Genomic DNA, 22,703 nt, shown 5'->3' with positions numbered 1-22,703 from the left:
AAGCGTGTCGGAACCGCTGTTGGATGCGAGGTGCCGGGTGGTAACATTTGTTGTCATCCTTATCGACCGTTCGCCCGGTACCTCCGCATGCCAGACAGTTTCGACCAGCTCGCCGCCCTGATCCGGGCGCGCTTTTCCGAACTGAGTCCGCAGTTCCAGATGGGAGCGGGTTTCCTGCTCGATCATCCCGACGAGGTCGCGGTCTCCTCCATGCGCAAAGTGGCGGAAAGAGCGCAGGTGCAACCGGCTTCGCTGGTGCGCCTGTCGCAGCAACTCGGTTTCCCCGGCTGGAACGAATTGCGCAACCTGTTCGTCGCGCGCGTGCGCACGCGGCCCGAACCGCTCACGAGCCGCGCGCGTTCGCTCGTCAAATCGAAAGACGCGCTGGCGAACGATCTGCTGGTCGCGCAGCAGCACAACCTCGAGGTCACCGCCGCGCATAACGGCCGTGTGATCGTTGAAGCGGCGCGTCTGCTGCGGCGTGCGCCGCATGTGCATGTGGCCGGCTTCCGCTCCTGTTACTCGGTGGCGTTCGGTCTCGTGTACGGTTACCGGCTCTTTCGGTCCTCGGTGTCTCTGCTCAACGGCGAGGCTGGCACGCTGGAAATGCAGTTGCGCTCCGTCGAACGTGACAGCGCAACTATCGTGATCAGTTTCGCGCCGTATTCGGTGGAAGCTGCGCGCGTAGCCGAAGCTGCGCTGGAAAAGGGCAGCAAGCTGATTGCCATCACCGACAGCGCCGTCTCGCCGATCGCCTTGAACGCCGACAAGGTGCTGATCTTTTCGCACGAGAGTCCCTCGTTCTTTCCATCGCTGGTGGCGGCTACGGCGCTGGCCGAGTCGCTGGTCGCGCATCTGCTCGCGCTGGAAGGCGCGGATGCGGTCGAACAGCTCGCCATCGCGGAGCAGTCGCTGCACGCGAAGGGCGCATACGTGCCTTGAACATTCCTGTCTGATCCGGCTCAGGTCTCGCGTGAATGCGGGACCGCTCCATCTGGATAAATATGGTCCGGTTTGACAACAAATGTTGTTTTAAAGTATAAATACGTACCGATTGTTGAATGGGTGCGATGGTGACCTCGAAGCAGGGTTTGAATCTTGTGCAGGTGAGCGGTAAGCCGTATGAAATAGGCTACCGGCTAGGTGAACTGGCGCGGCCGGTTTTCGCCGACTACATGAATCAGAGCAGCGCATGGCAGGCGGTTCGGCGCTGGCGCGGCACTGCGTTCGCGCAGGCACTGCGCGATGCAACGCAGGCGCATTTCCCGGCGCTGCTCGCCGAGCTCGAAGGGATGGCGGCGGGCCTTGGCTGGTCGGCGGAAGATGTGTTTCTCTGGAACTGCCGCGGCGAACTGATCCACAACGCGCCGGACGGTTGCACCACGCTGGCGGCGGCCGTTGGCGACACGCGCTTCATCGCGCACAACGAAGACGGCGATCCGTTTCTGCGCGAGCGCTGTGCGCTTGTCGAGGTGCAGCCGGCTGGCCAACCCGGCTTCGTGAGTTTCTATTACCCCGGATCGCTGCCGGGCCACACCTTTGCCGCGAGCCGCGCCGGTATCGTGCAGGCGATCAACAATTTGCGCATTCGCACACCGGTCGCCAGCGTGCCGCGCATGATCCTCGCGCGGGCCGTACTCGATGCCGCTTCGCTCGATGAAGCGTTGCACATTCTGCGCCACACGCCGGCCGCGAGCGGCTTTCATCACACGCTCGGCTGTGCAGGCGACGCGCGCCTCTTCAGCGTGGAAGCCACTGCGCGGCGATGTTCCGTGCAACCGGTGGCGAATCTCAGCGGCCACGCGAACCACATGATTCATCCAGGCTGCGAGGCCGAAGCGCAAATCGTCACGGATTCGTCGCGTGACCGTCAATTGCGCGTAGATGCCTTGTTGCCCACCGTCGCGCGCTCGTTGCAACCCGCCGCCTTGCTCGACGTCTTGCACGATCGCGCGCCTTCGGGCCTGCCGATCTACCGCGACGACCCGCGCGATCCGGACGACGAGAACACACTCGCCACCGCGCTCTTCGACATCGGCGATGCTGGTGTGTCGATGAAAGTTTACCGGCAGGGGCAGTGCGCATTCGACACCTTCATCGCCCGCGCGGCGTCTGCACGAGCCGGCGCATAAGCGCTCGCCGTCATCACAGGAAACCGAACACCATGTCCACCGTTTTTCATCGTTCGCCTAAACAGTCGCTGCCGGTCGCCGTCGCGGGCGACGGCATCGAGATCATCGATTCCACCGGCAAGCGCTATATCGACGCGTCCGGCGGCGCCGCCGTTTCCTGTCTCGGTCATAGCAACCAGCGCGTGATCGACGCGATCAAACGACAGTCGCAGCAGTTGCCGTATGCGCACACGTCGTTCTTCACCACCGCGCCTGCCGAAGAACTCGCCGACCGTCTGGTGGCGAGCGCGCCGCAGGGGCTCGAACACGTGTATTTCGTCTCGGGCGGCTCGGAGGCGATCGAGGCGGCGCTGAAACTCGCGCGCCAGTACTTCGTGGAGAAGGGCGAGCCGCAGCGCCGCCATTTCATCGCGCGTCGGCAGAGTTATCACGGCAACACGCTCGGCGCGCTGGCGATAGGCGGCAATGCGTGGCGACGCGAGCCGTTCCTGCCGATTCTGATCGAAGCGCATCACGTGAGTCCGTGTTACGCGTACCGCGAGCAGCGCGCGGACGAAACTGAAGAGGCCTTCGCGCAGCGTCTCGCCGACGAACTCGAGCAGAAGATTCTCGAACTCGGCGCGGATACGGTCGCCGCCTTCGTTGCGGAAACAGTGGTCGGCGCGACCGCCGGCGCGGTGCCGCCGGTGCGCGAGTATTTCCGCAAGATTCGCGCGGTGTGCGATCGCTACGGCGTGCTGCTGATTCTCGACGAGATCATGTCGGGCATGGGCCGCACCGGCTACCTGTACGCCTGTGACGAAGACGGCGTGGCGCCGGACATCCTGACCATCGCCAAAGGCCTCGGCGCGGGCTATCAGCCCATCGGCGCGACGCTCGTGAGCGACCGGATCTATCAGACGATCGTCTGCGGCTCGGGGTTCTTTCAGCATGGCCATACCTATATCGGTCACGCCACCGCGTGCGCCGCGGCGCTCGAAGTGCAGCGCGTGATCGCGGATGACAATCTCTTGGCGAATGTGCTCGCCCGCGGCGAACAGTTGCGCGGACGGCTGCGCGAGCATTACGCGCAGCATCCGCATATCGGCGACGTGCGCGGCCGGGGGTTGTTCGTCGGTGTCGAGCTGGTCAAGGACCGTGTCGGCAAAACGCCGTTCGACGCCCGGCTCAAGCTGCACGCCGCAATCCGGCGCGAGACGTTCGCGCGTGGTCTGATGGTGTATCCGATGGGCGGCACCGTCGACGGCCGGATCGGCGATCATGTGCTGCTGGCGCCGCCGTTCATCTGCACCGAGCGCGACATCGACGAGATCGTCAGCCGGTTCACGGATGCGGTCGGCGGTGCGCTCGCCGCGGTTTGAGCATTCCGACGCCACCAATCAAGAGAGCGATCATGACCGAGCGTTTGCCTCACTTCGACCCGTCCGCCGCCACGCCTGAACAGAAAGCGGTGCTCGAGGAAATTCTGTCCGGCCCGCGCGGCAATCTGAACGGGCCGTTTCTCGGCTGGATTCATAGTCCGGAACTGGCGCAGCAGGCGCAACGTCTGGGCGCGTTCTGCCGTTACCGGACGGGTTTGCCGCTGCGCCTGTCGGAGTTGGCGATTCTGGTGACCGCGGCGCGCTGGCAGGCGCAGGCGGAGTGGTACATCCACTACCCGATCGCGCTGCAGGCGGGCGTCTCCGAAGCGGACGCAGAGACGATTCGCGAAGGAAAGCGCCCGCATTTCGCGGACGCCGACGATGCGTTGATCCACGACTTCGCGAGCGAGCTGTACGACACCAAGCGCGTTTCGGACGCAATCTATGCGAAGGCGGTCGAACGCTTCGGACATCAGGTGATCATCAACCTGGTGGGCCTGCTCGGCTATTACGCCTTGGTGGCCATGACGCTGAACGTATTCGGCATGCGCGCGCTCGGGCAGGAGAGCTTGCCGTTCGCCGAATAGGCGGGCGGCATGGCGGCGCCGTTGTGCAGTTGCGCGCGCGCTGCGAGGGGTAACTTCGGCGCGGGCCGCTCCTGAGGCGGCATCTGTTTGACCGATTACCGGCAACGTCACGACACTGGCACACGGAAGCGCCTATGATGGAGTTCGGTCCACGCCCGCGCCGGCGACGCCGCGCGACATTCTCGACCGATGCCGGAACCGCAGACCACCCGGGCGGGATCGTTGCGGCAGGCGTCAGATCCGGTCGTGCAGCGCGCGAAGCAGGCACAAACAGGAGAGAGCGATGAAGCGCAAGGCATCAGCAGTCTGGCAAGGCGGCCTGCAAGACGGCAAGGGCTCGATTTCCACCGACAGCGGCGTCCTCAAGGAGACCCAATACTCGTTTTCGACACGCTTCGCGGACGGCATCGGCACGAATCCGGAAGAGCTGATTGCGGCTGCGCATGCGGGGTGTTTCTCCATGGCGCTTTCGGCGGAACTGGGCAAGGCCGGCATTACGCCCGAACGCATCGGCACGACGGCGACCGTCACGCTCGACAAGGACGGCGGCGGTTTCGCGATCACTGCGGTGCATCTCGACGTAGCCGTGAAAATCCCCGGCGGCGACAAAGCCGCCTTCGAGAAAGCGACCGCCGACGCCAAGGCCGGCTGCCCGGTGTCGAAAGTATTGAACGCCACGATCACGATGGACGCGAAACTCGAAACCTGAGTTCGCGACTTTCCTTGCTGATCGACAGGCGATAAAGCCGGCGCACGGGTCAAACCCGGCGCCGGCTTTTGTTTGCTGGCCCTGATGCGGGACGCTTATGCCGTCACACCTTGGCCTCCTCGCAGCGCTACGCAGCAAAGTTCCGACGCGAAAACGAGCCGCCTTCATCCGGCTCGATCAGGCAAGGCGCATCAAGGCGTTTCACCCTCGGCCTGCTGAACGGTGCGCATCGCAGTGGGCGTTCCTTTGACGCGGTTCTTCACGAGCTTGTCGAGATCGAAAGTTGAAGTCTTGCCGACGCTCGGCAGGCAATCGCGCACCCAGATGTCGGCCGTCGCATGGCCCGCCTCGCGCAAGGCGCGGAAAAATTCGATGGAGGGCGTGTTCTTCGATGCAGCGCCGATCTCGTCCATGAAGCGGTCGGCGCGAATCACGTGAAAGCGCTTGGTCGAGTACGGCTTTCCGTGGTGCTGAAGGCCAGGGTTTTCGGCGACGAGTTCGTTGATCAGCTGGATCTGACGAACTTCCGCGACCCACGACGCGCCGAAGCTGATTTCGTTGATCCGGTTGTTGATCTCGCTGGGGCGTTCAGGCGGCCCGTGCTTCGTGCGGAGCGGATCGATGAGAACGCTCAGGATGTCGTCGGCCCACTCGACGAGCGGTGCGAGCGCCGGGTTGGCCATGTAGCCGCCGTCCCAATAGAACTCGCCGTCGATTTTCACCGCCTCGAAGAGTGTGGGGAAGCAGGCTGAGGCCATCAGCGCTTTCGCCGAAATTTCGCCCGGACCGAAGATGCGCAGCGCGGTCAGGTTGACGTTGGTCGCCGCCACGAAGAGCTGGGGCACGGCGTCTTTCGGGTGATTGACGACCCCGAAATCCGGAATCACCGTTTCCATGATGGAGCCGAGCGAATTGCTCAGCCACGGCATGGCGTACGGCGAACTGAGCGGCTCGAGCATGCTTTGCGCGAGCACCACCGGATTGAGATCCACATTCCAGCGCTCGGGAGACTTCAGAAGATCCGTGGGGAAGTTGTAGAACGGCTGCCATTTCGACGCGCCGCCGACCAGCGTCCAGAGTTGTTCTAGCGCCCGTTTGGCGTCCGTGGGACTTCTGCTCAGGCCGTAGGTGCAGGCCGCGGCGTTGAGCGCTCCGCCACTCGCGCCGCTGATCGCGAGAATCGACAGCGTTCCGCGCCCGACTTCGTCGAGCAGGCGGTCGAGCACGCCCCACGTGAACGCCGCGTGCGCGCCGCCGCCCTGGAGGGCGAGACCGATGGTGGGAATGTCTTTTGCCGTCGCCATGCTGACCCCCGTGCTGCGGTCGCGCAGCAGTCGTTGACCTCATAGGGGAAAACGAAAGTGCCGCTGCGGTTTTAACCGTTGTACTGCACCGCACGAATTTCCGCCATGGCGCGTGGTGGGGCGCACCTTCTGTGCGTGAGCAATTAACCTGAAAAATGAGGTTGTTGCATTTCGTAATGGGTTTTAACCGGATAGGAGCAAACGTTTCAGGAAACGAAATCGAATTTTCATGCCTCGCAGAACAAATCAGTATCATTTGCCAGATTTAGGGTTTTGTAATAGTTTCGCCGTCTTTTGGGCGACCCCGCTGCGTCGTGAAGGAGGCAACACTTCCTGTAGCCATGCGTAGCAATGTTTGGTCGCATATAACGTCGCTGGCCCATCTGCCGGCCACATTTCAGTGCGGCTTGGCTTGCGCGGATCGCAATCTGACGTCAATCACCACTATTGCCGTTGGACCGACGACCGTAGTTAAGGGTGACAACGGCGTGGGCATCGGCAACGGCGCCGTCGTCGATGCCACGGCGCCGGGCGGCGTGGCGATCGGCTCGGGGGCGCAAAGCAGCGCCATCGATGCCATCGCAATGGGCGCCGGCGCGAGCGCGACGATGACAAACAGCGTTGCGCTGGGTGCCGGATCGGTGCAATCCGGCATCAATTCGGTCGCGCGCAATGCCTATTCCGGCATCGCCGCGGCAACCGCATTGACGATGATTCCAGAGGTCGACAAGGACAAGACCTTGTCATTCGGCATCGGCACGGCGGGCTTCCGTGGCTATCAGGCCGTGGCGTCGGGCGGAACCGCTCGTCTCACCGAGAACGTCAAGATGAAAGCAGGTGTCGGCATGAGCCCCGGCGGCACCACCTTCGGGATGGGCGCGGCCATGCAATCGTAGGGCGCGGATGCCTTCGCTCCGTCAGATCCGCGCGTAGATCGAACTGCCGATCGTCAGCGAAGTTGCCGTGGTCGACGCGAAACGGATCTCATAGAGGTCGCGTCCAAAATTGCCCGGCACCTTGATCGACATGCCGCCGAGCGTATCACTCAGCGGCACGATCAGTTGATAGCGAAGATCTTCGTTGCCGTACAGCACGTAGCCCGGGAGTTCGGCGAGTGTCGCGAAGAACGCCGGCGGATTGCCAAGCACGACAATCGGCACGGCGCTCGGCGCATCGTTGGTCAACGTCCACTGGGTGCCGACGCGTTGCTGCCACGCGCTGTCGAGCGCCGCCAGCGGGGCGAGTTGCTGGCCGACCGGCAGCGTCAGATACGCGTAGCCCGCGCCCGGCACGACCCGCTTCATCAGATAGCGATAGTTGAACGCATTTCCTTCGCTGTCGTTGCCCGACACGACTGCGAAGCGATACGACGCCGTATCGCTATCGCTCCACCACCAGCCGTCGCTGCGGTACTGGTACCCGCCGATCTTCGCCCAGCCTCGCGTAGCAGCGTCCCACTGGTTGATCTGCAGACTACCATCCGCGTCGGCGAGCACTTGATACGGCAAATCCGAACTGCCGTAGATGCCCGCGCCGCTCGCAATGCCCGGCCCCGAAGCGACCGGCGGCGCAGTGGTACCAAGCTTCGCCGGCAGCGACGAAATCGTGCCGTCTTCCTTCAACGCCGACAGCACCAGCGTTTCGGCAATCGCCCGGGCGTTGTAGCCCGCATTGCCGGTCACCAGCAGCGCGAACTGTGAGTTGGGCACCACGAAAAATTCGGTCGAGTAGAACGCAGTGCCGCCGTCCTTTTCCCAGCCGAGCACGCCTGCGGCGTCGAGCGCCGGCTGCACCACAGTGTCCCAGCCGAGACCCCAGCGCCATTCCGGCGACGGGTTGATCGTCAGGTTTTTTGTCTGATCCATGCCCATCTGCGCGATGCCCGCTGCAGACACAATGCGCTGTCCCTGGAACACGCCGCCGCCGTAGATCATCTGCGCGAGATTCATCATGTCGGCGGGCGTCGAACTCAGTCCGCCGGTCGCGTACGCATTGACGAATTCCTGGTGCTGCGTGCCGTTCACGTACGGCAGTGAGAACGATCCTCCGGACGGCGCGCTCGTCAGATAGCTGGACTGGGTCATCTTCAGCGGCGCGAGAATAGCCGACTGGACGAAGTCCGCGAAGCTCTGACCCGTCATGGCGAGCACGATCTGCTCGACCATCGTGAAGCCGTCGTTGCAATAGACGGCCAGCTCACCCGGCAGGTGCTTCAGGTGCGAGTTGGCGAGTTCGGCTTGAGTGTCGGCGGCGTATCCGGCAACCGGCTCAAACGTGAAGAGATTGCGCCCATTCGTGCCGGGCAGGCCGGATGCATGCGACAGAAGATGACGCGTGGTGATCTGCGCGTATTCCGGCGACAGCATCGTGAAGGTCGGTAGATATTCGACGATCGGCGTGTCGAGCGTGATCCGACCGCGATCGACGAGGATCGTCGCCGCCAGTGCCGGGAACAACTTACTGACCGAGCCGATGTTAAAGCGCGTCTGCGGCGTTGCCTTGATCTGCCCCGGTACCGACGCCAACCCGAAGGCCTGCTGCCAGACCACGGTGTTGCCCTTGACCATCGCGATCGAGATCGCGGCGACGGGATTCGACGGATCGCTGATGGCTTGCTGGATCATCTGTTGACCGAGCGCAATGGTCTGCTGATAGGGCGTCGACTGGATGTCGCCGTTGCCGCACCCGGGCAGCACTGCCGCGAGCATCCCGGCGCCGGTGTAGCCGAGAAATTGCCGTCGGCCTACGCTGAAAAGAACCTCGTGATTGCGATCGCACTTGGTCACGGCATTCCCTTTTCTCTGGTTATCAGGATCTGCAAAAAGCGCGTTTCTTCAGCTACGGTGCCGCCAAGATGGCAATGACGATCTTCTCAATTTCGACGCAGCGGGATAGCTTCTTTTGACCGGACCACCGTGCCCCAAATCATAGGCGTGCGGGCGAACTTGAGTAGCGACGTGTCGAGATGCTACGAAGCTTTGGCTTAAGAGCGCGCCCATAAGGTATCAAATTCTGCTCAACGCAGCACGAGATATTGTCTGACGCAATCGCCGATATACGATCTCTTTGATTTACGTTGCGCTGGCCTCATTCTCCATCACGGGCGCATCAGGTGCGCAAAGCGGTCGTTCGAACGTCGGACGCATTGGGTAAGGCAACGGCTGGAATTCGCCGCCTGTACGCATTCGTCCGCCGCGCCGGAAGCTTCCGTGTACGAGGCCATCTTTCGCCTGACGTCCGCCAGCAGCGAGCGGCATTAACGCTAGACTTTGGGCATTTTCCGGGAATCTGACATGCTTACGACCAGGCGTCCGGCGCTTCGCCGAGCTGCAATGCTCCCGGGGAGGGTTTTAAGGCTGCTGACATGCAGCCTGATCGGTTTCGCCTGCATAAATGTCCCAGCTCAGCCTGTGTTGCAGATTGCGCGTATAGCGAATGTTCCGGACCAGGAGGTTGGTGCGGAGATTCTCACGGTCGTCTATGCCAAGCTCGGCATTCACGTTGAATTTGTCGACGTGCCGGCCAAGCGGTCATTGATCGAGTCGAGTTCGGGCCGCCTGGACGGTGAGGTTCAGCGCGTGCTCGATGTACAGAGAGAATATCCGACGCTCGTCGCTGTCAGGGAGCCATTCAACTATATCGAGCCAGCGGCCTTCGTGAAGGAGTTGAATTTCCACGTCAACGGCTGGGAATCGCTGCGTCCTTACCGCGTCGGCATCATACGCGGTGTAGGTTCGTCTGAGCGCGGGACGGCCGGAATGCCGCAGGTTGAAATCACCGAGACGATGGATCAAATGATGTTGATGCTTGCCCACGATCGCATCGATGTTGCCGTCAACGATCTCTTCAGCGGTATGCTCGTCATACGCAGGCTGGGTCTGGATGGGCAGTTGCGAGCGGTGTTGCCGCCCCTGCAGCATATTGACATGTACCACTTCCTGAATGAGCGCAACCGCGAACTCGTGCCCCGGGTGGAGGCCGTCATTCGGGATATGCGGGCAAGCGGGGAGTTGCAGGCGCTTCGATCGCAGATTACTCACCGCATGCTGAATGGAGCGGCTCAAAGTGCGCCTTCGGTAGATCGGTGATCAGCTGCGTTCCTAGACGAGTATCGCCGCATGAAACGCGCGCCGACGACAACCCTTTGACGCACGCCAGGATTTGTACTCGCTGTAATTTGCTCGCTGCTTCCCTATAAATAAAAGAGGACGAGCGAGCAAACCGTTCGCGTCCTGATGGCCCGTTGCTGGCAAACATGCTGCAGCCGAATCTCAAGTCGACTTTGATCCATCGAAGATCACGTATCGGGTCGATCGTATCCCTGCGCGCGAGCGCACTGGAACGCGCTCGGCGCTATCAGACGCGCGAAATAATTTCTTCACAGTGCAAGGCACCATGGGAGGTGCGCTGTGTTTAACCATACCAAATCGACCCACTCAACTCTGTCTCGCATCTGGTTTTACACCGCCGTAACAGCGGCATGTCTGACCGGTTGTTCCTGCGCGGACGCGGCCGCAGTCGTCACTTCTCCGGCAGCCGCTTCCGCGGTTGCTCCTGCATCAGCACCACCACCGGCGCCCGCCACCGCGCGAGCGAAGGAAATACGTGCTGCAACCGGCAGCACGCCCGCGCCAATCGACTTTCCCGCGATCGTCGAGCGTTATGGGCCGGCTGTTGTGAATATCCGCGTGACAGTGCCGGTGAATGTGCCCGCGAGCGCGACGCCCGCTTTTGGTCCTAGCGCCGAAGCGGTCGACGGTGACGATCCGATCTTTTCGTTCTTCAAGCAGGCCTTGCCACAATCGCAAAACGGCTTGGGCGCTACGCCGCGGGTGATGTCCGGCGTCGGATCGGGCTTCATCGTGAGCCCGAACGGTCTCATTCTGACGACGGCGCATGTCGTCGATCAATCGGATGACGTGACCGTGCGCCTGACCGACCGGCGCGAGTTCAAGGCAAAAATCGTGGCTGTCGATGCGCAAAGCGACATCGCCGTGATCCAGATCGACGCGACGAAGCTGCCTACCGTCAAGCTCGGCGATTCGGCGCGCGTGCGCGTCGGCGAGCAGGTGCTGACGATCGGTTCGCCAGACAGCTATCAGAACACGGTCACGGCGGGCATCGTCAGCGCGACGTCGCGCACGCTCGCCGATGGCAGCACGTTTCCGTTCTTCCAGACGGACGTGTCGCTGAACCCCGACAACTCGGGCGGCCCCGTGTTCAACCGCGCGGGCGAAGTGGTCGGCATCGACGTGCAGGTGTATGCCGATAGCGATCGCCTGCAGAGCCTGACGTTCGCAATCCCGATCAATATGGCGAACAAGGTGCGCTCACAGTTGCAGGGTGAGCAAGCCCAGCAGGGCCAGCCAAGCGCTCAAGACAATGCGCGCAGCAATCTGGGCATTCAGGTAGAGAACGTTGATATGAATCTGGCGAGCGCGTTCGGCCTGCCGCGCGCGGCGGGCGCGCTGGTGACGTCGGTCGACCCGGGCAGTCCGGCGGCGGCGAGCAATCTGAAAGCGGGCGACGTGATCGTGCAACTCGCCGACAAGCCTATCGACCACGCGGCCGATCTAACCGGACAGAACCCGGCGTTGCAGACCGGAACGAAAGTCCCGCTGAAGCTGATCCGCGATCACAAGCCGATGACGGTGATGGTGAATGTCGGGCCAGCGTCGCAAGAGGCGAACGCAGGTGCGGGCGGGGTTGCAGGCCCAAGCTCTGACGCAGGCTCGCGGCAGTTTCACGCGCTCGATCATCTTGGCCTCACGATGCATTCTTTGACCGACCAGGAGCGGCGCAGCATGGATCTTCCTCAAGGCCTGATGGTCGACGACGTGTCGGGGACAGCGGCCGCTGCCGGCATCAAGCCGGGCGATGTCGTGCTGTCGTTGAACGGCACGCTGGTCGCGTCGCAGGATGAACTGGCATCGCTTGCGGCAAGGGCTGGCAAGAAGGCAGCGTTGCTGATCCAGCGCAATCACGCACGAAGCTTCGTCACGGTCGACCTCAAATAAAAACCGGAGTGCGAGAGCGGCTAATCGGTACACGATTCCCGCCTCGCATGCCGACGCGGCGAACACATGTCGCTAACGCCCCGGGTGAAGGACGATCACGACCGATCGCAGACCGGGCATATTCGCACAGCGTGTCTCAACCCTCTGCACAGTCAATGGAGTGCGGGGAACGTGAACCCCGCAGAGTTCGGTTAGCGCCGATTTGATTCACGCGTCACGCTGATCAGGTTCGCGCGACGTGGACGCTCTTCAAACGTGCGCGGCCCAAGCAAGTCACCCGGCAACGACGACGGCAATGTTTGCAGCGTGATCGCGCTGAACACCACCACGCGGCGCGGGCGCGCGAGGCCGCGCGCATAAATTTTCACGCTTTCGGTTTAATGTTCTGGTTGACTCGGAACAGGTTATTGGGATCGTACTTCGCCTTGATCGACGCAAGGCGCGTGTAGTTCTCGCCGTAGCTTAGTTCGACTCGGTTCTCGGCCTCGTCGGCGTCCAGGAAGTTGACGTAGGCGCCTTCCAGATTGAACGGGTGGATAGCCCCCCAGTAGGCACGACCCCAGGTCTTAAGCGCTTCGGCATCCTTGGGATCCGGGCTGACCGCGGCAATTACCATCGAAAAAGACGCGTCCCGCGCGCTCCACGGCGTGGCATCCCTGGGGATCCGCCGAACGGCGCCGTCGATGGGGTAAAGATGCATCAGGCAGAACGGGGTCGGTGCCTTGAGCGCGTTGGCGATGTGCACGTCGATTGCCTCGTCAGGCAGCGCTTTGACAAAGTCGCCCTTCCAGTACCACTGCAAGCCTTTAGGGAAAAATGGGTCGAACAGACTGTTGATGGCAGTCCACGGCATCTCGCCCATCCAGTTGAACAGCGGGACGGGCAGTTTCTCGAGCAGCGAGGCCATGAGTTTCTGACCTTCTGCGGTCGGCCCGTTGAAGGCACCGATCAGGGCACAGGCGCGTTTGTTCCAGTGTTCCTTGGGGAAGGGATCGGTTGGAGGTACGGTTTTGAGGCCGACAAACAGGCCAAGCTCTTCGGGGGCGTGTGGGATGAAGTCGCGGTACGTCGCCATAACTTGCCTGGCATCCTTGGCGTCCCAGAAGATCGGACCGGCGAACACCATTCTGGCTGGGTGGGCCTGAAATAGAAAACTTGTGACCACGCCGAAGTTACCGCCGCCGCCGCGCACAGCCCAGAAGAGGTCAACGTGCTTGTCCTTGTTAGCGGTGACGAAAGAGCCGTCGGCCAGCACTACATCCACTTCGAGCAAATTGTCGACCGTGAGGCCGTGCTTGCGCGTGAGGTAGCCGGTTCCTCCGCCCAGGGTCAGACCTGCGACGCCCGTGCTGCCGACGATGCCGAGCGGTACGGCGAGGCCAAAAGCGTGGGTCGCGTGATCGACATCCGCTGCAGTGCAGCCTGGTTCGACACGCACGGTGCGGCTCGCTGGGTCGACGCGCACGCTGCGCATCTGCGAAAGGTCGATGACCAGCCCTCCGTCGCAACTGCCCAAACCGGGACCGTTGTGTCCGCCTCCGCGGATTGCGAGAAGCAGTTTGTTTTCGCGCGCGTAGTTGACCGCTGCCATGACATCGGCGGCATCGGTGCAGCGGGCTATCACCTTGGGCCGCTTATCGATCATGCCGTTGTAGAGCGCTCGCGCCTCGTCGTAGTCTTTGTCTGACGGACCGATCAGCCTTCCGCGAAATCCCTGAATCGCAAACTCATCCATGACGCCGCCTCCTTGAATAGTTGGTCCATCGCGCACAGGCGCGATGAAGCGCTGCCGTCTTAAGAAGCCTCGCACCGAACTTTCGTTCGCGAGGCTGGCCTCGCACTCCACTTGATGAAAAGAATAGTGCTCCGACGCCATTGCCGGAAGGACCTTTCCGATTGACGACACTGACAGCAGAACGAGCGAGCAACGAGTCGAATGAAACTCGACCCATCGGCGGTGGCTCTTTGGTTCAGCAGAAAAAGGGGGCGCGTCCGACCGGAGAACTTGACCGGCCAGACGGCATGAAAGCGTCCAGCGCAGCCTCAAATGGTCATTTGAATGGCCGGCACCGGGGATTCCGAAAGTTCCTTAACGGTCGGGAGTGTGAGTTCGCTGATGCACGAGCCTGCCGACCGTGCTCAGCCAGATAGATGGTGCATACCGCTCGCCGCCTCTTCTTGGTGCCCGCAATCTTCCAACGCTTGCAGAAACGTCGAACTCCACCAGTGCACATCGAACTTGCGGATTCGCTGAAGGAGCGCTTCATGCCGGTTGATCCGTTCATCGAGCGACATCGTTAGCGCCCGCTGGATGGCCTGCGCCGTGCCTTGCGTGTCGTAGGGATTGACCAGCAGCGCTTCCTTCAATTGCTCCGCGGCTCCGGCAAAGCGCGAGAGCACCAGCATGCCCGGGTCGGCGGAGTCCTGTGCGGCGATGAATTCTTTCGCGACCAGATTCATGCCGTCCCGCAACGGCGTAACGAGCGCTACTCGACTCGCGCGATAGAGACCCGGCAGACGCTTTCGGGCCACGTTGCGGTGAATGTAGCGCACCGGCATCCAGTCCAGTTCACCGAAGTCGCCATTGATCGCGCCGCACAGGCTATCCATCTGACGCCGCAGATCGTCGTAGGCGTCGACGTCCTCGCGGCTAGGGGAGGCGATCTGGATCAGCGTCGCACTATCGCGGTTTTCCGGGTAGAAGGTCAGCAGTTCGCGGAAAGCATGGACACGTTGCGGTAATCCCTTCGAGTAGTCCAACCGGTCGACGCCCACCAGCAAACGCCGCCGCGAATACTCCTCGCGCATCCGGACGAACATGTCGCGCCCTTCCTTCGAGTCGGCAAGACGAATGAAGTCGTCGACGTCGATACCGATGGGGTACGCGCCGACCCGCAACGTTCGATTGAATGCCCGAAGACGATCCGGGCTCAACTGTTGTGCCTGCGCTTCCGATTCGACGTAGTGAGTGAAATGCGTCAGGTCGGCTTTGCTTTGAAAGCCCACCAGATCGTAGGCAAAGAGCGAGCGCATGAGCCATTCGTGTTCCGGAATCGCGGCCATGATTAGCGGCGGCGGCATCGGAATATGCAGGAAGAAGCCGATGCGGTTGTTACATCCCATGGCTCGCAACTCGGCCGCGAGCGGGATCAAATGATAGTCATGAACCCAGATGAGATCGTCAGGCTTCAATAGCGACAGCAACTTGTGCGCGAATAACTGGTTGACCCTCCGATAGCCTGCGGCGAATCGTGTGTCGAAGTTGGCCAGGTCCAGCCGGTAGTGGAATACCGGCCATAAGACATTGTTGGCGTAACCCAGGTAATACGTATCGTGATCTTCCCGGCTTAAATCAAGTGTCGCAAGGGTGACGTTGCCCGCCGTTTGAACATGAACTTCGCCCCGGCCGACTGTTGCACCATCCGCCGCTTCGCAGATCTTGCCACTCCAGCCGAACCAGAGCCCACCGGTCTGTAGCAGGCTGTCCTTTACCGCTACAGCGAGTCCGCCGGCTGCAGGCTTGCGAGGATCGGCAGTGCGATTTGAAACGACGACTAGACGACTCATGAGGTCCTTGTGCTGTTGCGCTCATGTGGCACCCACCGTCCGGACGCCAAGGGGGAGCGCCGACAGTGAATCATCCGCTCCATGGACGAGTTGTCGCGAACCAAGATTTCAGCTCTTTTTTGACGTCTTGGCGATAAATGGCGTGGGTACGTGCTGACACGTCTCGCTTCCGCACTTCGGGCAACTCGGATGGGCGCTCTCGTGTTCGGCGAGATGTTCAGCGTGCTCGAACAAATGGCCACACTTCTCGCAACGATATTGGTACGTTGGCATATGCACTTCTCCAACACGAATCCACCTGGCAGGCCTGATACGACTCACCAGCACTGCCCGGTACTGTGAGAAATCCATTCTAGTGCAGGAATGCACAGGCATGTGTCTCCGGTTCGTACTAGGCTTGATTATGGCCAAGACGGTCGCTGTCCGGCGAAACGTGATGAACTAACATCCGCCTGCTGGCCAAAACCGCCTCTGCGCAGTGTTCCAGGCGGCACAGAACGAGGTCAGATATGCAACTGCTTACGGTAACTATCGTCAAACCTGAAGCGACGAACTTCATCCTGGGGCAAAGCCACTTCATCAAGTCCGTCGAGGATCTGCACGAGGCAATGGTCGGTACCGTTCCGGGTATCAAGTTTGGTTTGGCCTTTTGTGAAGCGTCAGGTAAGCGTCTTGTGCGCCGGTCTGGCACCGACGCCGGCCTGGTCGAGTTGGCGTGCCAGAATGCCACGGCCATCGGCGCGGGCCATAGTTTCGTGATTTTTCTCGGCGACGGCTTTTACCCCGTCAATAATGTCTCAGAGGTCAACGCGTCTCCACGTTTCCTTCTTTTTGTTCCACTATCAAATCCCAGTTCGCGGAGGAAGTCACGATCATGCTCGAGAAGGTAGTGGTACGCTCCGGGATGATTTGTATACAGATTCTCCAGGCCGTCGGAGCCTGGAGCCGAAAGACGAAATCGTAGCGCGCTTCGACACGGAACGGGCGGTACGCATGGTCGAGCAGGGCCTTATCGCCTATTCCCGCAAAACGGCCCAGGTGCCGCCGATTCAGAACTTCCGGTTCGAGTCGAGCAACGGCGAATGCTGCATCAAGTCAGCGTACGTCGACGGGGCTGCTACGTTCGCGGTGAAGGCATCGTCCGGCTTTTGCAACAACCCCGCAGCGGGATTACCCAGCAACGACGGGCTGGTCATACTCTTCTCGGCAAAGACCGGTGCGCCTGTCGCATTGGCTGCAGGACGAAGGCTGGCTGACCTGCGTGCGCACCGCAATCGCAGGCCAACGAGTTGCACGCGCGCTAGTTCCGCGCGAGGTTCACGGGATCGGCATCACCGGCACGGGTGTGCAGGCGCGGCTACAGTTGGAATATCTGCGCGCGGTGACATCGTGCCGCGACGTGCATGTCTGGGAACCGAATGCCGAGCGGCGGCTGCATTTTTTGCAGACGACATGTCGGTGTTCGGGTTCTCGGTTCATGCTTACGAGTCCGCAGAAGGCGTTGCAATCAATTCAAATCTGATTGTGACCGCTACGCCATCGCGCGAGGCGTTGCTGAAACCCCAATGGGTTCAGGACGGCACCCATATCACTGCTGCTGGTGCGGATGGTCCTGGCAAACAGGAATTGGACGCCTGGATTGTCGGGCGCGGGCGTCGTTGTGGTCGATTCGATCGCGCAATGTAGCAATGCCAGAGTCGAAGCAGTTTTTGACGTCCGCGACAACCGCGCTATCGCACGATGACAGGGCCGATACGGTTCCAGGATGACGTTCGTCGGTCGGCGCATCAACAGCGCAGGCAAGGCGCGAGGGCGATAGCGGCCGGCTATTGCAAAGTGGGAATTGGCTCGGAGCGGTGCTGCGCGGCGCATGCTACGGCAGGCGTGTCAATATGGATGTTGACGCAACCAGTCTGCGATGCACAACTCGGCGGCGTCCGTGCTGCCCCACAGATCGAGCGACAAGAGCATGTCTGTCAGCAGTCCATCCACTTGGGTGCTCGTCACCGCGCCTTAACCGAACTACTTGGCGAGACCCGCATGCGGCACTCCGAGTGGCTTCGACGCATACTGGACGGCCACGGGAAAAAGTTTGCCCGTGGAAACTCGGCTCAGATGCCTTTGTAGAAGCGGATTTAACATGCGAAAACACCGATGCGCGACGCATCACATGAGCTTGTCGCACATCAGCTCGATCATCTTTCCCCGAAGCCACAAGCTCGCCTGGTCCTGTTCGCTGCTGCGATGCCAGTACAAATGCCATTCCAACTCGGAGAGCGGAAACGGCAGATCGACCATGCGCGCGTCGTGACGCTTCAGCAACTGTGTCGGCGCGGTCAGCGCAAGGTCGGTTCGCAAGGCGACGAGCGGCGCGACCATGTAATGCTGCACGCGCATTTGTATGCGCCTCTGCTTGCCTAGCCGCTTAAGCTCGGCGTCGACGATCCCACTCCCCTGACGCCGGCTCGACACCTGAATATGGCCAAGCGCGAGGTAGTCGTCCATCGTGAGTGTCTCGCCGGTGAACGGATGATCGTGGCGCAGCATGCAGGCGTACCGGTCGCGGCCGAGGCGCGCCTGATGCAACTGCGGATCATCGATAAGCGGCGCGTCGATGGCAAAGTCGATCTTGCCAGTGGCGAGCGCGGTGCTGACCTCGCTTCGCGGGGTGAAATAAGACTCGATGCGCATGCCGGGCGCCTGCTGTTGCAACAGTTCGCCGAGCGTCGGCAGCAGGATTGCTTCGGTCAAATCCGGCATGCTGAGGCGAAAGGTGCGCTCGGACGCGGCCGGGGCGAACACGTCGCCTTCGGTCGCGCTCGCCTCGAGCAATTGCAGTCCTTCACGCACGCGCCCGATGATGTTCTCCGTGAACGGCGTAGGCACCATTCCGGACGACGTGCTGACGAACAGCGGATCATCGAACGCCTTGCGCATGCGTGCGAGCGCATTGCTGACCGCGGGCTGCGTGATGAAGAGCGCCTCGGCCGCGCGGGTCAGGTTGCGCTTCTCGTAGATCGACTCCAGCACCACGAACAGGTTCAGATCCAGCTTTGGTGAACGCATCTCACAGTCTCCGTTTGCCCATCATCATAAACGGGAGGCGCTGTGAGGATGCGTACGTTTGCCTCGATTTCGTCAGGCACATTCACGCGGCGGCACGTTCAGATAGGCCGCCATTGCACCGGGTCGCTCCTTGCCTCGCGCCAGTTCCATTTTCGCGATGGCCTGGAGATGGACCTCGTCGGGACCGTCGGCGTAACGCAACGCCCGTCCCCAGGTCCAGTGATCGGCGAGCGGCGTGTCCGGGCTCACACCCATCGCGCCGAATACCTGCATCGCACGATCGCACACCGCCGTATGCACCTGCGGAATCAGCGCCTTGATCATCGAGATTTCCTTGCGCGCCTCTTTCGCGCCGACCTCGTCGAGCAGCCACGCTGTCTTGAGCACGAGCAAGCGCGCCTGATCGATCTCGATGCGCGATTTCGCGATCCATTCGCCGATCGTGCCGTGCTGATGCAGATACTTGCCGAACGTCTTGCGTTCCTGAGCGCGCTCGATCATCAGTTCAAGCGCGAGCTCGGCCGCGCCGATCGAGCGCATGCAGTGGTGAATGCGCCCCGGCCCGAGCCGCGCTTGCGCGAGCGCAAATCCGCTGCCTTCTTCGCCGAGCAGATTCGACGCGGGCACGCGAACATTCGTGAACGTGATCTCGCAATGTCCTTCCGGCGAGATGTGATTCATGACCGGGATATTGCGTACGACCGTCACGCCGGACGTGCCTGCCGGCACGAGGATCATGCTCTGCTGACGATGGCTTTCGGCATCCGGATCGGTCTTGCCCATCACGATGAACAGCTTGCAGTTCGGATGCGCAGCGTTCGTGATAAACCATTTGCGGCCATTGATCACGTAGTCGTCGCCATCGCGGCGAATGGAGGTCGTGATGTTGGTCGCGTCGGAGGAGGGCACATCCGGCTCGGTCATCGCGAACGCGGAGCGGATTCGGCCATCGAGCAGCGGCACGAGCCATGTTTCGCGCTGCGCGGGCGTCGCGAACATGTGCAGCAGTTCCATGTTGCCGGTATCGGGCGCATTGCAGTTGAAGACCTCGGACGCCCACGAAACGCGGCCCATGATCTCCGCGAGCGGCGCGTATTCGAGGTTCGTGAGACGCGTGCCGGGCTCGCCGTCCTTCAGGTGCGGCAGGAAGAGATTCCACAGGCCCTCTGCCTTGGCCATGGCTTTGAGATCTTCCATGAACGAAACGGGGAAGCGCCCCGCGTGCACTTCCTCGTGCCACTGACGCTGCCGCGGCACGATATGCTCGTCCATGAAACTGCGCACGCGGCGCATCAGGTCTTCAACTTTCGGGTAATGTGCGAAATACATGATGGGTTCCTTTCGCGCGGTTGGCTAGATCGTCAGGCCGCCATCGACGACGATGCATTCGCCGTTCGTATAGCTCGCCGCATCGGATACGAGATAGAGCACGGTGCCGGCCATTTCGTCGGGCTCGCCGTGGCGGCGCAGCGGGATCGCGTTGATCCAGCGCTCGTAGACCGCCTTGTCATCGAACAGCGCGCCGGCGAACTTCGTTTTGGTGAGGCCCGGCAGAATCGCATTCACGCGGATGCCGAACGGGCCGCACTCTTTCGCGAACGCCTTCGTCATGTTGACGACGGCCGCTTTGGTGATCGAGTAAATGCCCTGCATGTCGCCCGGCTGGAGCGCGTTGACGGAAGCCGTGTTGACGATGCTGCCGCGGCCCTGCGTCTTCATCATCTTGCCGGCTTCGACGGACATGAAGAAGTATCCGCGCAGGTTCACATCGACGGTCTTGTTGTAGGCGGCGAGGTCCGTATCGAGGATATGGCCGAAGTACGGATTGGCCGCGGCGTTGTTGACGAGTATGTCGAGCCGGCCGTGCTTCTCGCGGATATGGCTGAACATGAGCGCGATATCTTCCATGCGGCCGACGTGGCATGCGAACGCTTCAGCGCTGGCGCCCGATACGCGGATGCGCGCGGCGACCGATTCGCAATCTTCCACTTTGCGGCTCGATACGATGACATGTGCACCTTGTTCGGCCAGCAGTGCCGCGACGGCCTCGCCGATGCCGCGGCTCGCGCCCGTCACGAGGGCGACGCGTCCCGTGAGGTCGAAGAGTTTCGTAGTCAATGTCGTTCCTTTTGACGGGTTGAGAAAGATCGTCCGCTACGCGAGCAGGTCCTCGGCGAGCCGGGCGAGCGGTTCGACCATGCGGCCGACCTCGTGCGCATCCGCGCTCGATGCATTGCCCTGCAACGCGCGCGCCTTCACGCCCTGAGCGATCGAGGCGAGGCGGAAGAAGCTGAATGCGAGACAGAAGTTCCAGTTGCCGATGTCGCTCAGACCGCGCAATGCGCAGTACTGTGCGAGGATCTCCTCCTCCTCGGGGATGCCCAGCGCAGTGCGATCGTGACCGCGAAGCCCGGTGATATGCCCCTTCGACGGCAGGCGCAGGCACATGCAGAAGTACGCGAGGTCCGCGAGCGGATTGCCGAGGGTCGAGAGTTCCCAGTCGAGCACGGCACGCACGCGCGGTGCGACGTCGGCAAAGATGAGGTTGTCGATGCGGAAATCGCCGTGCACGAGCGCCGGGCGTGGCGAATCGGTCTGGCAATGGCTCGGCAGCCAGTCGATGAGCGCTTCCATCGGCGGGATCCGCTCCGTTTCGGAAGCGCGATACTGCTTCGTCCAGAGTTCGACCTGTCGCTGAAAGTAGTTGCCGGGCCGGCCATAGTCACCCAGACCGACGCTTTCCGGATCGACGTCATGGAGTGCCGCGAGTGTCGAAACGATCGATGTGTAGTAGTCGCGCCGCGCGTCGCGATCGACTTCGGGCAGGGCAGGGTTCCAGAAGATGCGGCCGGGCTCGTAGCTCATCACATAGAACAGACTGCCGATAACGTCGCGGTCTTCACAGAGATGCCAGACGCGCGCCACGGGAACCGGCGTTTGCGCGAGCGCGCTCAGCACGCGAAACTCGCGATCGACTGCGTGGGCGGACTTGAGCAAAGTCCCTGGCGGCTGGCGGCGCAGGACATAGCGGCGGCCTTGTGCGTCGAGTAGCCACGTAGGGTTGGACTGGCCGCCCGCGAACTTCGTCGCATGCACCGGCCCACGAAAGCCAGGGAGATGTTGCTCGAGATAAGGCGTGAGCCGGTCGATGTCGAGAGACGAGCTGGATCGTTCGCTGTTCATATGCTTCCGTGCATGACAGATGGACTAACCGTAGGTTTGAAACGCGTGACGCTGTGGATCGTCGAGATGCGCGATGCCGTTGAAGCTCGATAGCTGAATCGCTTCGCGGTTGAAGAAGCAATGCGTGACACTGCTGTTGCGGACCTGCATGTTGAGTTCGATGGCCATCGCAGCAGGGGCTTGCAAGATCTGCTGCATGAAAGCGCCTATCACGCCGCCCGAAGTGACCACCAGGACGCGTCGTGCGCCGCATTGCTGAATGGCCGCGCGCGCAGCGGCCACGCGCTTCTGGAACGCGCGCCATGTTTCGGGCACGCGATCGTCGAGGGCGCATTCACACCAGAGATGCAGGACCGCCCGCAATGCCTTGAAGAATTCACGCGGGCTGCGTTTCGCGGATTCGACGAGACGGAGATCTTCATCGCGCAGGGCGCGAAAGAGGGCGTGAAAGTCGTATTCGTCGAGTCCGGGATGAATCTCGCATTCGACGTCTGCACCCGATGTGGCGAGGCGGATCGCGTCGAGCGTCTCGGCGTGACGCAGCAGCGAGCCGGTCATCACCCGATCGAATCGGATGCCGTTGCGCGCGAAGTGCTCACCGAGCCAGATGCTCTGCTGCTTGCCAGTATCCGAGAGACGATCGTAGTCCTGGCTGCCCAGCGACGCCTGTCCGTGCCGCACCAGAAAGAGTTCTGCCATTGCTTCTTCCGCGATTCAAGTCGGTGGAAGCAGCTTAGGGGCGTCGCCGGTATTGATGAACTTTATTTTTTGAATGCG

The 22,703-nt window shown here is 61.6% G+C and carries 21 protein-coding genes and 2 pseudogenes; 12 read left to right on the top strand and 11 right to left on the bottom strand.

Going from position 1 to position 22,703, the window contains the following annotated elements; genetic code table 11:
- Positions 1-87 precede the first annotated feature (87 nt).
- From B0G71_RS25825 to B0G71_RS25805, 5 genes are all read left to right on the top strand, one after another.
- Entirely contained in the window at positions 88-942 is an 855-nt protein-coding gene (locus tag B0G71_RS25825; protein ID WP_116145263.1) for a MurR/RpiR family transcriptional regulator, read from the top strand.
- Positions 943-1,070: 128 nt separating this feature from the next.
- Positions 1,071-2,132, top strand: a complete 1,062-nt coding sequence (locus B0G71_RS25820) for a C45 family peptidase (RefSeq protein ID WP_116148888.1) — start codon at positions 1,071-1,073, stop codon at positions 2,130-2,132.
- A gap of 32 nt (positions 2,133-2,164) precedes the next feature.
- Positions 2,165-3,493 carry an aspartate aminotransferase family protein gene (locus B0G71_RS25815; protein ID WP_116145261.1) on the top strand — a complete coding sequence of 443 codons (1,329 nt, stop codon included), beginning with the start codon at positions 2,165-2,167 and terminating at the stop codon, positions 3,491-3,493.
- A 32-nt stretch (positions 3,494-3,525) separates the two neighbouring features.
- Complete coding sequence (locus tag B0G71_RS25810) at positions 3,526-4,080, top strand: carboxymuconolactone decarboxylase family protein (protein WP_116145259.1); 555 nt, start codon at positions 3,526-3,528, stop codon at positions 4,078-4,080.
- Positions 4,081-4,363: 283 nt separating this feature from the next.
- On the top strand, positions 4,364-4,789 hold the full coding sequence (locus B0G71_RS25805; RefSeq protein ID WP_011492126.1) for an OsmC family protein: 426 nt from the start codon (positions 4,364-4,366) through the stop codon (positions 4,787-4,789).
- Between the two features lie 191 nt (positions 4,790-4,980).
- On the opposite strand, the gene B0G71_RS25800 is transcribed toward B0G71_RS25805, so the two are convergent.
- Positions 4,981-6,093: a patatin-like phospholipase family protein gene (locus B0G71_RS25800; RefSeq protein WP_116145258.1), complete on the bottom strand. Its 1,113-nt coding sequence runs from the start codon at positions 6,091-6,093 to the stop codon at positions 4,981-4,983.
- Between the two features lie 488 nt (positions 6,094-6,581).
- Between B0G71_RS25800 and B0G71_RS25795 the strand changes: the two genes are divergently transcribed.
- Entirely contained in the window at positions 6,582-6,989 is a 408-nt protein-coding gene (locus B0G71_RS25795) for a YadA-like family protein (RefSeq protein ID WP_404935398.1), read from the top strand.
- Between the two features lie 21 nt (positions 6,990-7,010).
- Here B0G71_RS25795 and B0G71_RS25790 read toward each other — a convergent pair whose 3' ends face one another.
- Positions 7,011-8,879 (bottom strand): serine hydrolase, encoded by a 1,869-nt coding sequence (locus B0G71_RS25790; RefSeq protein WP_404935397.1) that lies wholly within the window; start codon positions 8,877-8,879, stop codon positions 7,011-7,013.
- A gap of 507 nt (positions 8,880-9,386) precedes the next feature.
- On the opposite strand from B0G71_RS25790, the gene B0G71_RS25785 reads away from it, so the two are divergent.
- A complete protein-coding gene (locus tag B0G71_RS25785) occupies positions 9,387-10,181 on the top strand; it encodes an ABC transporter substrate-binding protein (RefSeq protein WP_220377333.1) in 795 nt (264 codons plus the stop codon).
- 588 nt (positions 10,182-10,769) lie between these two features.
- Positions 10,770-12,110 carry a trypsin-like peptidase domain-containing protein gene (locus B0G71_RS25780; protein WP_116145256.1) on the top strand — a complete coding sequence of 447 codons (1,341 nt, stop codon included), beginning with the start codon at positions 10,770-10,772 and terminating at the stop codon, positions 12,108-12,110.
- A 191-nt stretch (positions 12,111-12,301) separates the two neighbouring features.
- Here B0G71_RS25780 and B0G71_RS41470 read toward each other — a convergent pair whose 3' ends face one another.
- From B0G71_RS41470 to B0G71_RS25765, 4 genes are all read right to left on the bottom strand, one after another.
- The gene (locus tag B0G71_RS41470; RefSeq protein ID WP_181916824.1) at positions 12,302-12,478 is read right to left on the bottom strand and encodes a hypothetical protein; all 177 of its coding nucleotides are present in this window, start codon (positions 12,476-12,478) and stop codon (positions 12,302-12,304) included.
- A complete protein-coding gene (locus B0G71_RS25775) occupies positions 12,475-13,845 on the bottom strand; it encodes an FAD-binding oxidoreductase (protein ID WP_116148883.1) in 1,371 nt (456 codons plus the stop codon). Before B0G71_RS25775 ends, B0G71_RS41470 begins: the two co-directional genes overlap by 4 nt.
- A 404-nt stretch (positions 13,846-14,249) precedes the next feature.
- On the bottom strand, positions 14,250-15,677 hold the full coding sequence (gene otsA, locus B0G71_RS25770) for an alpha,alpha-trehalose-phosphate synthase (UDP-forming) (protein WP_116145255.1): 1,428 nt from the start codon (positions 15,675-15,677) through the stop codon (positions 14,250-14,252).
- Between the two features lie 108 nt (positions 15,678-15,785).
- Positions 15,786-15,950: a zinc ribbon domain-containing protein gene (locus tag B0G71_RS25765; protein WP_106286471.1), complete on the bottom strand. Its 165-nt coding sequence runs from the start codon at positions 15,948-15,950 to the stop codon at positions 15,786-15,788.
- Positions 15,951-16,186: 236 nt separating this feature from the next.
- On the opposite strand from B0G71_RS25765, the pseudogene B0G71_RS25760 reads away from it, so the two are divergent.
- The 4 genes and pseudogenes from B0G71_RS25760 to B0G71_RS42710 all read left to right on the top strand — a co-directional run.
- Positions 16,187-16,469, top strand: a pseudogene (locus B0G71_RS25760) (adenosine-specific kinase); the annotation flags it as partial.
- Positions 16,470-16,880 (top strand): annotated as a pseudogene (locus B0G71_RS42720) (hypothetical protein); the annotation flags it as partial.
- 13 nt (positions 16,881-16,893) lie between these two features.
- The gene (locus tag B0G71_RS42715) at positions 16,894-17,199 is read left to right on the top strand and encodes a hypothetical protein (RefSeq protein WP_404935396.1); all 306 of its coding nucleotides are present in this window, start codon (positions 16,894-16,896) and stop codon (positions 17,197-17,199) included.
- Positions 17,130-17,363: a hypothetical protein gene (locus B0G71_RS42710; RefSeq protein ID WP_404935488.1), complete on the top strand. Its 234-nt coding sequence runs from the start codon at positions 17,130-17,132 to the stop codon at positions 17,361-17,363. Before B0G71_RS42715 ends, B0G71_RS42710 begins: the two co-directional genes overlap by 70 nt.
- A gap of 480 nt (positions 17,364-17,843) precedes the next feature.
- Here the strand turns inward: B0G71_RS42710 and B0G71_RS25750 are convergent, their stop codons facing one another.
- From B0G71_RS25750 to B0G71_RS25730, 5 genes are all read right to left on the bottom strand, one after another.
- Entirely contained in the window at positions 17,844-18,743 is a 900-nt protein-coding gene (locus B0G71_RS25750) for a LysR family transcriptional regulator (RefSeq protein ID WP_106285759.1), read from the bottom strand.
- A 72-nt stretch (positions 18,744-18,815) separates the two neighbouring features.
- A complete protein-coding gene (locus tag B0G71_RS25745) occupies positions 18,816-20,072 on the bottom strand; it encodes an acyl-CoA dehydrogenase family protein (RefSeq protein WP_116145253.1) in 1,257 nt (418 codons plus the stop codon).
- Positions 20,073-20,096: 24 nt separating this feature from the next.
- Positions 20,097-20,861: an SDR family oxidoreductase gene (locus tag B0G71_RS25740; RefSeq protein WP_116145252.1), complete on the bottom strand. Its 765-nt coding sequence runs from the start codon at positions 20,859-20,861 to the stop codon at positions 20,097-20,099.
- A 36-nt stretch (positions 20,862-20,897) separates the two neighbouring features.
- Positions 20,898-21,926, bottom strand: coding sequence for a phosphotransferase (locus tag B0G71_RS25735; RefSeq protein WP_116145251.1), 1,029 nt, complete (start codon positions 21,924-21,926; stop codon positions 20,898-20,900).
- Between the two features lie 24 nt (positions 21,927-21,950).
- Positions 21,951-22,625, bottom strand: a complete 675-nt coding sequence (locus B0G71_RS25730; RefSeq protein ID WP_116145250.1) for a histidine phosphatase family protein — start codon at positions 22,623-22,625, stop codon at positions 21,951-21,953.
- Between the last annotated feature and the right edge of the window lie 78 nt (positions 22,626-22,703).

It is taken from the genome of Paraburkholderia sp. BL27I4N3, from assembly GCF_003386115.1.
Taxonomy (GTDB): domain Bacteria; phylum Pseudomonadota; class Gammaproteobacteria; order Burkholderiales; family Burkholderiaceae; genus Paraburkholderia.
Note: the sequence above shows the minus strand (reverse complement) of the source record. Positions and strands in the feature narration are given on the sequence as shown.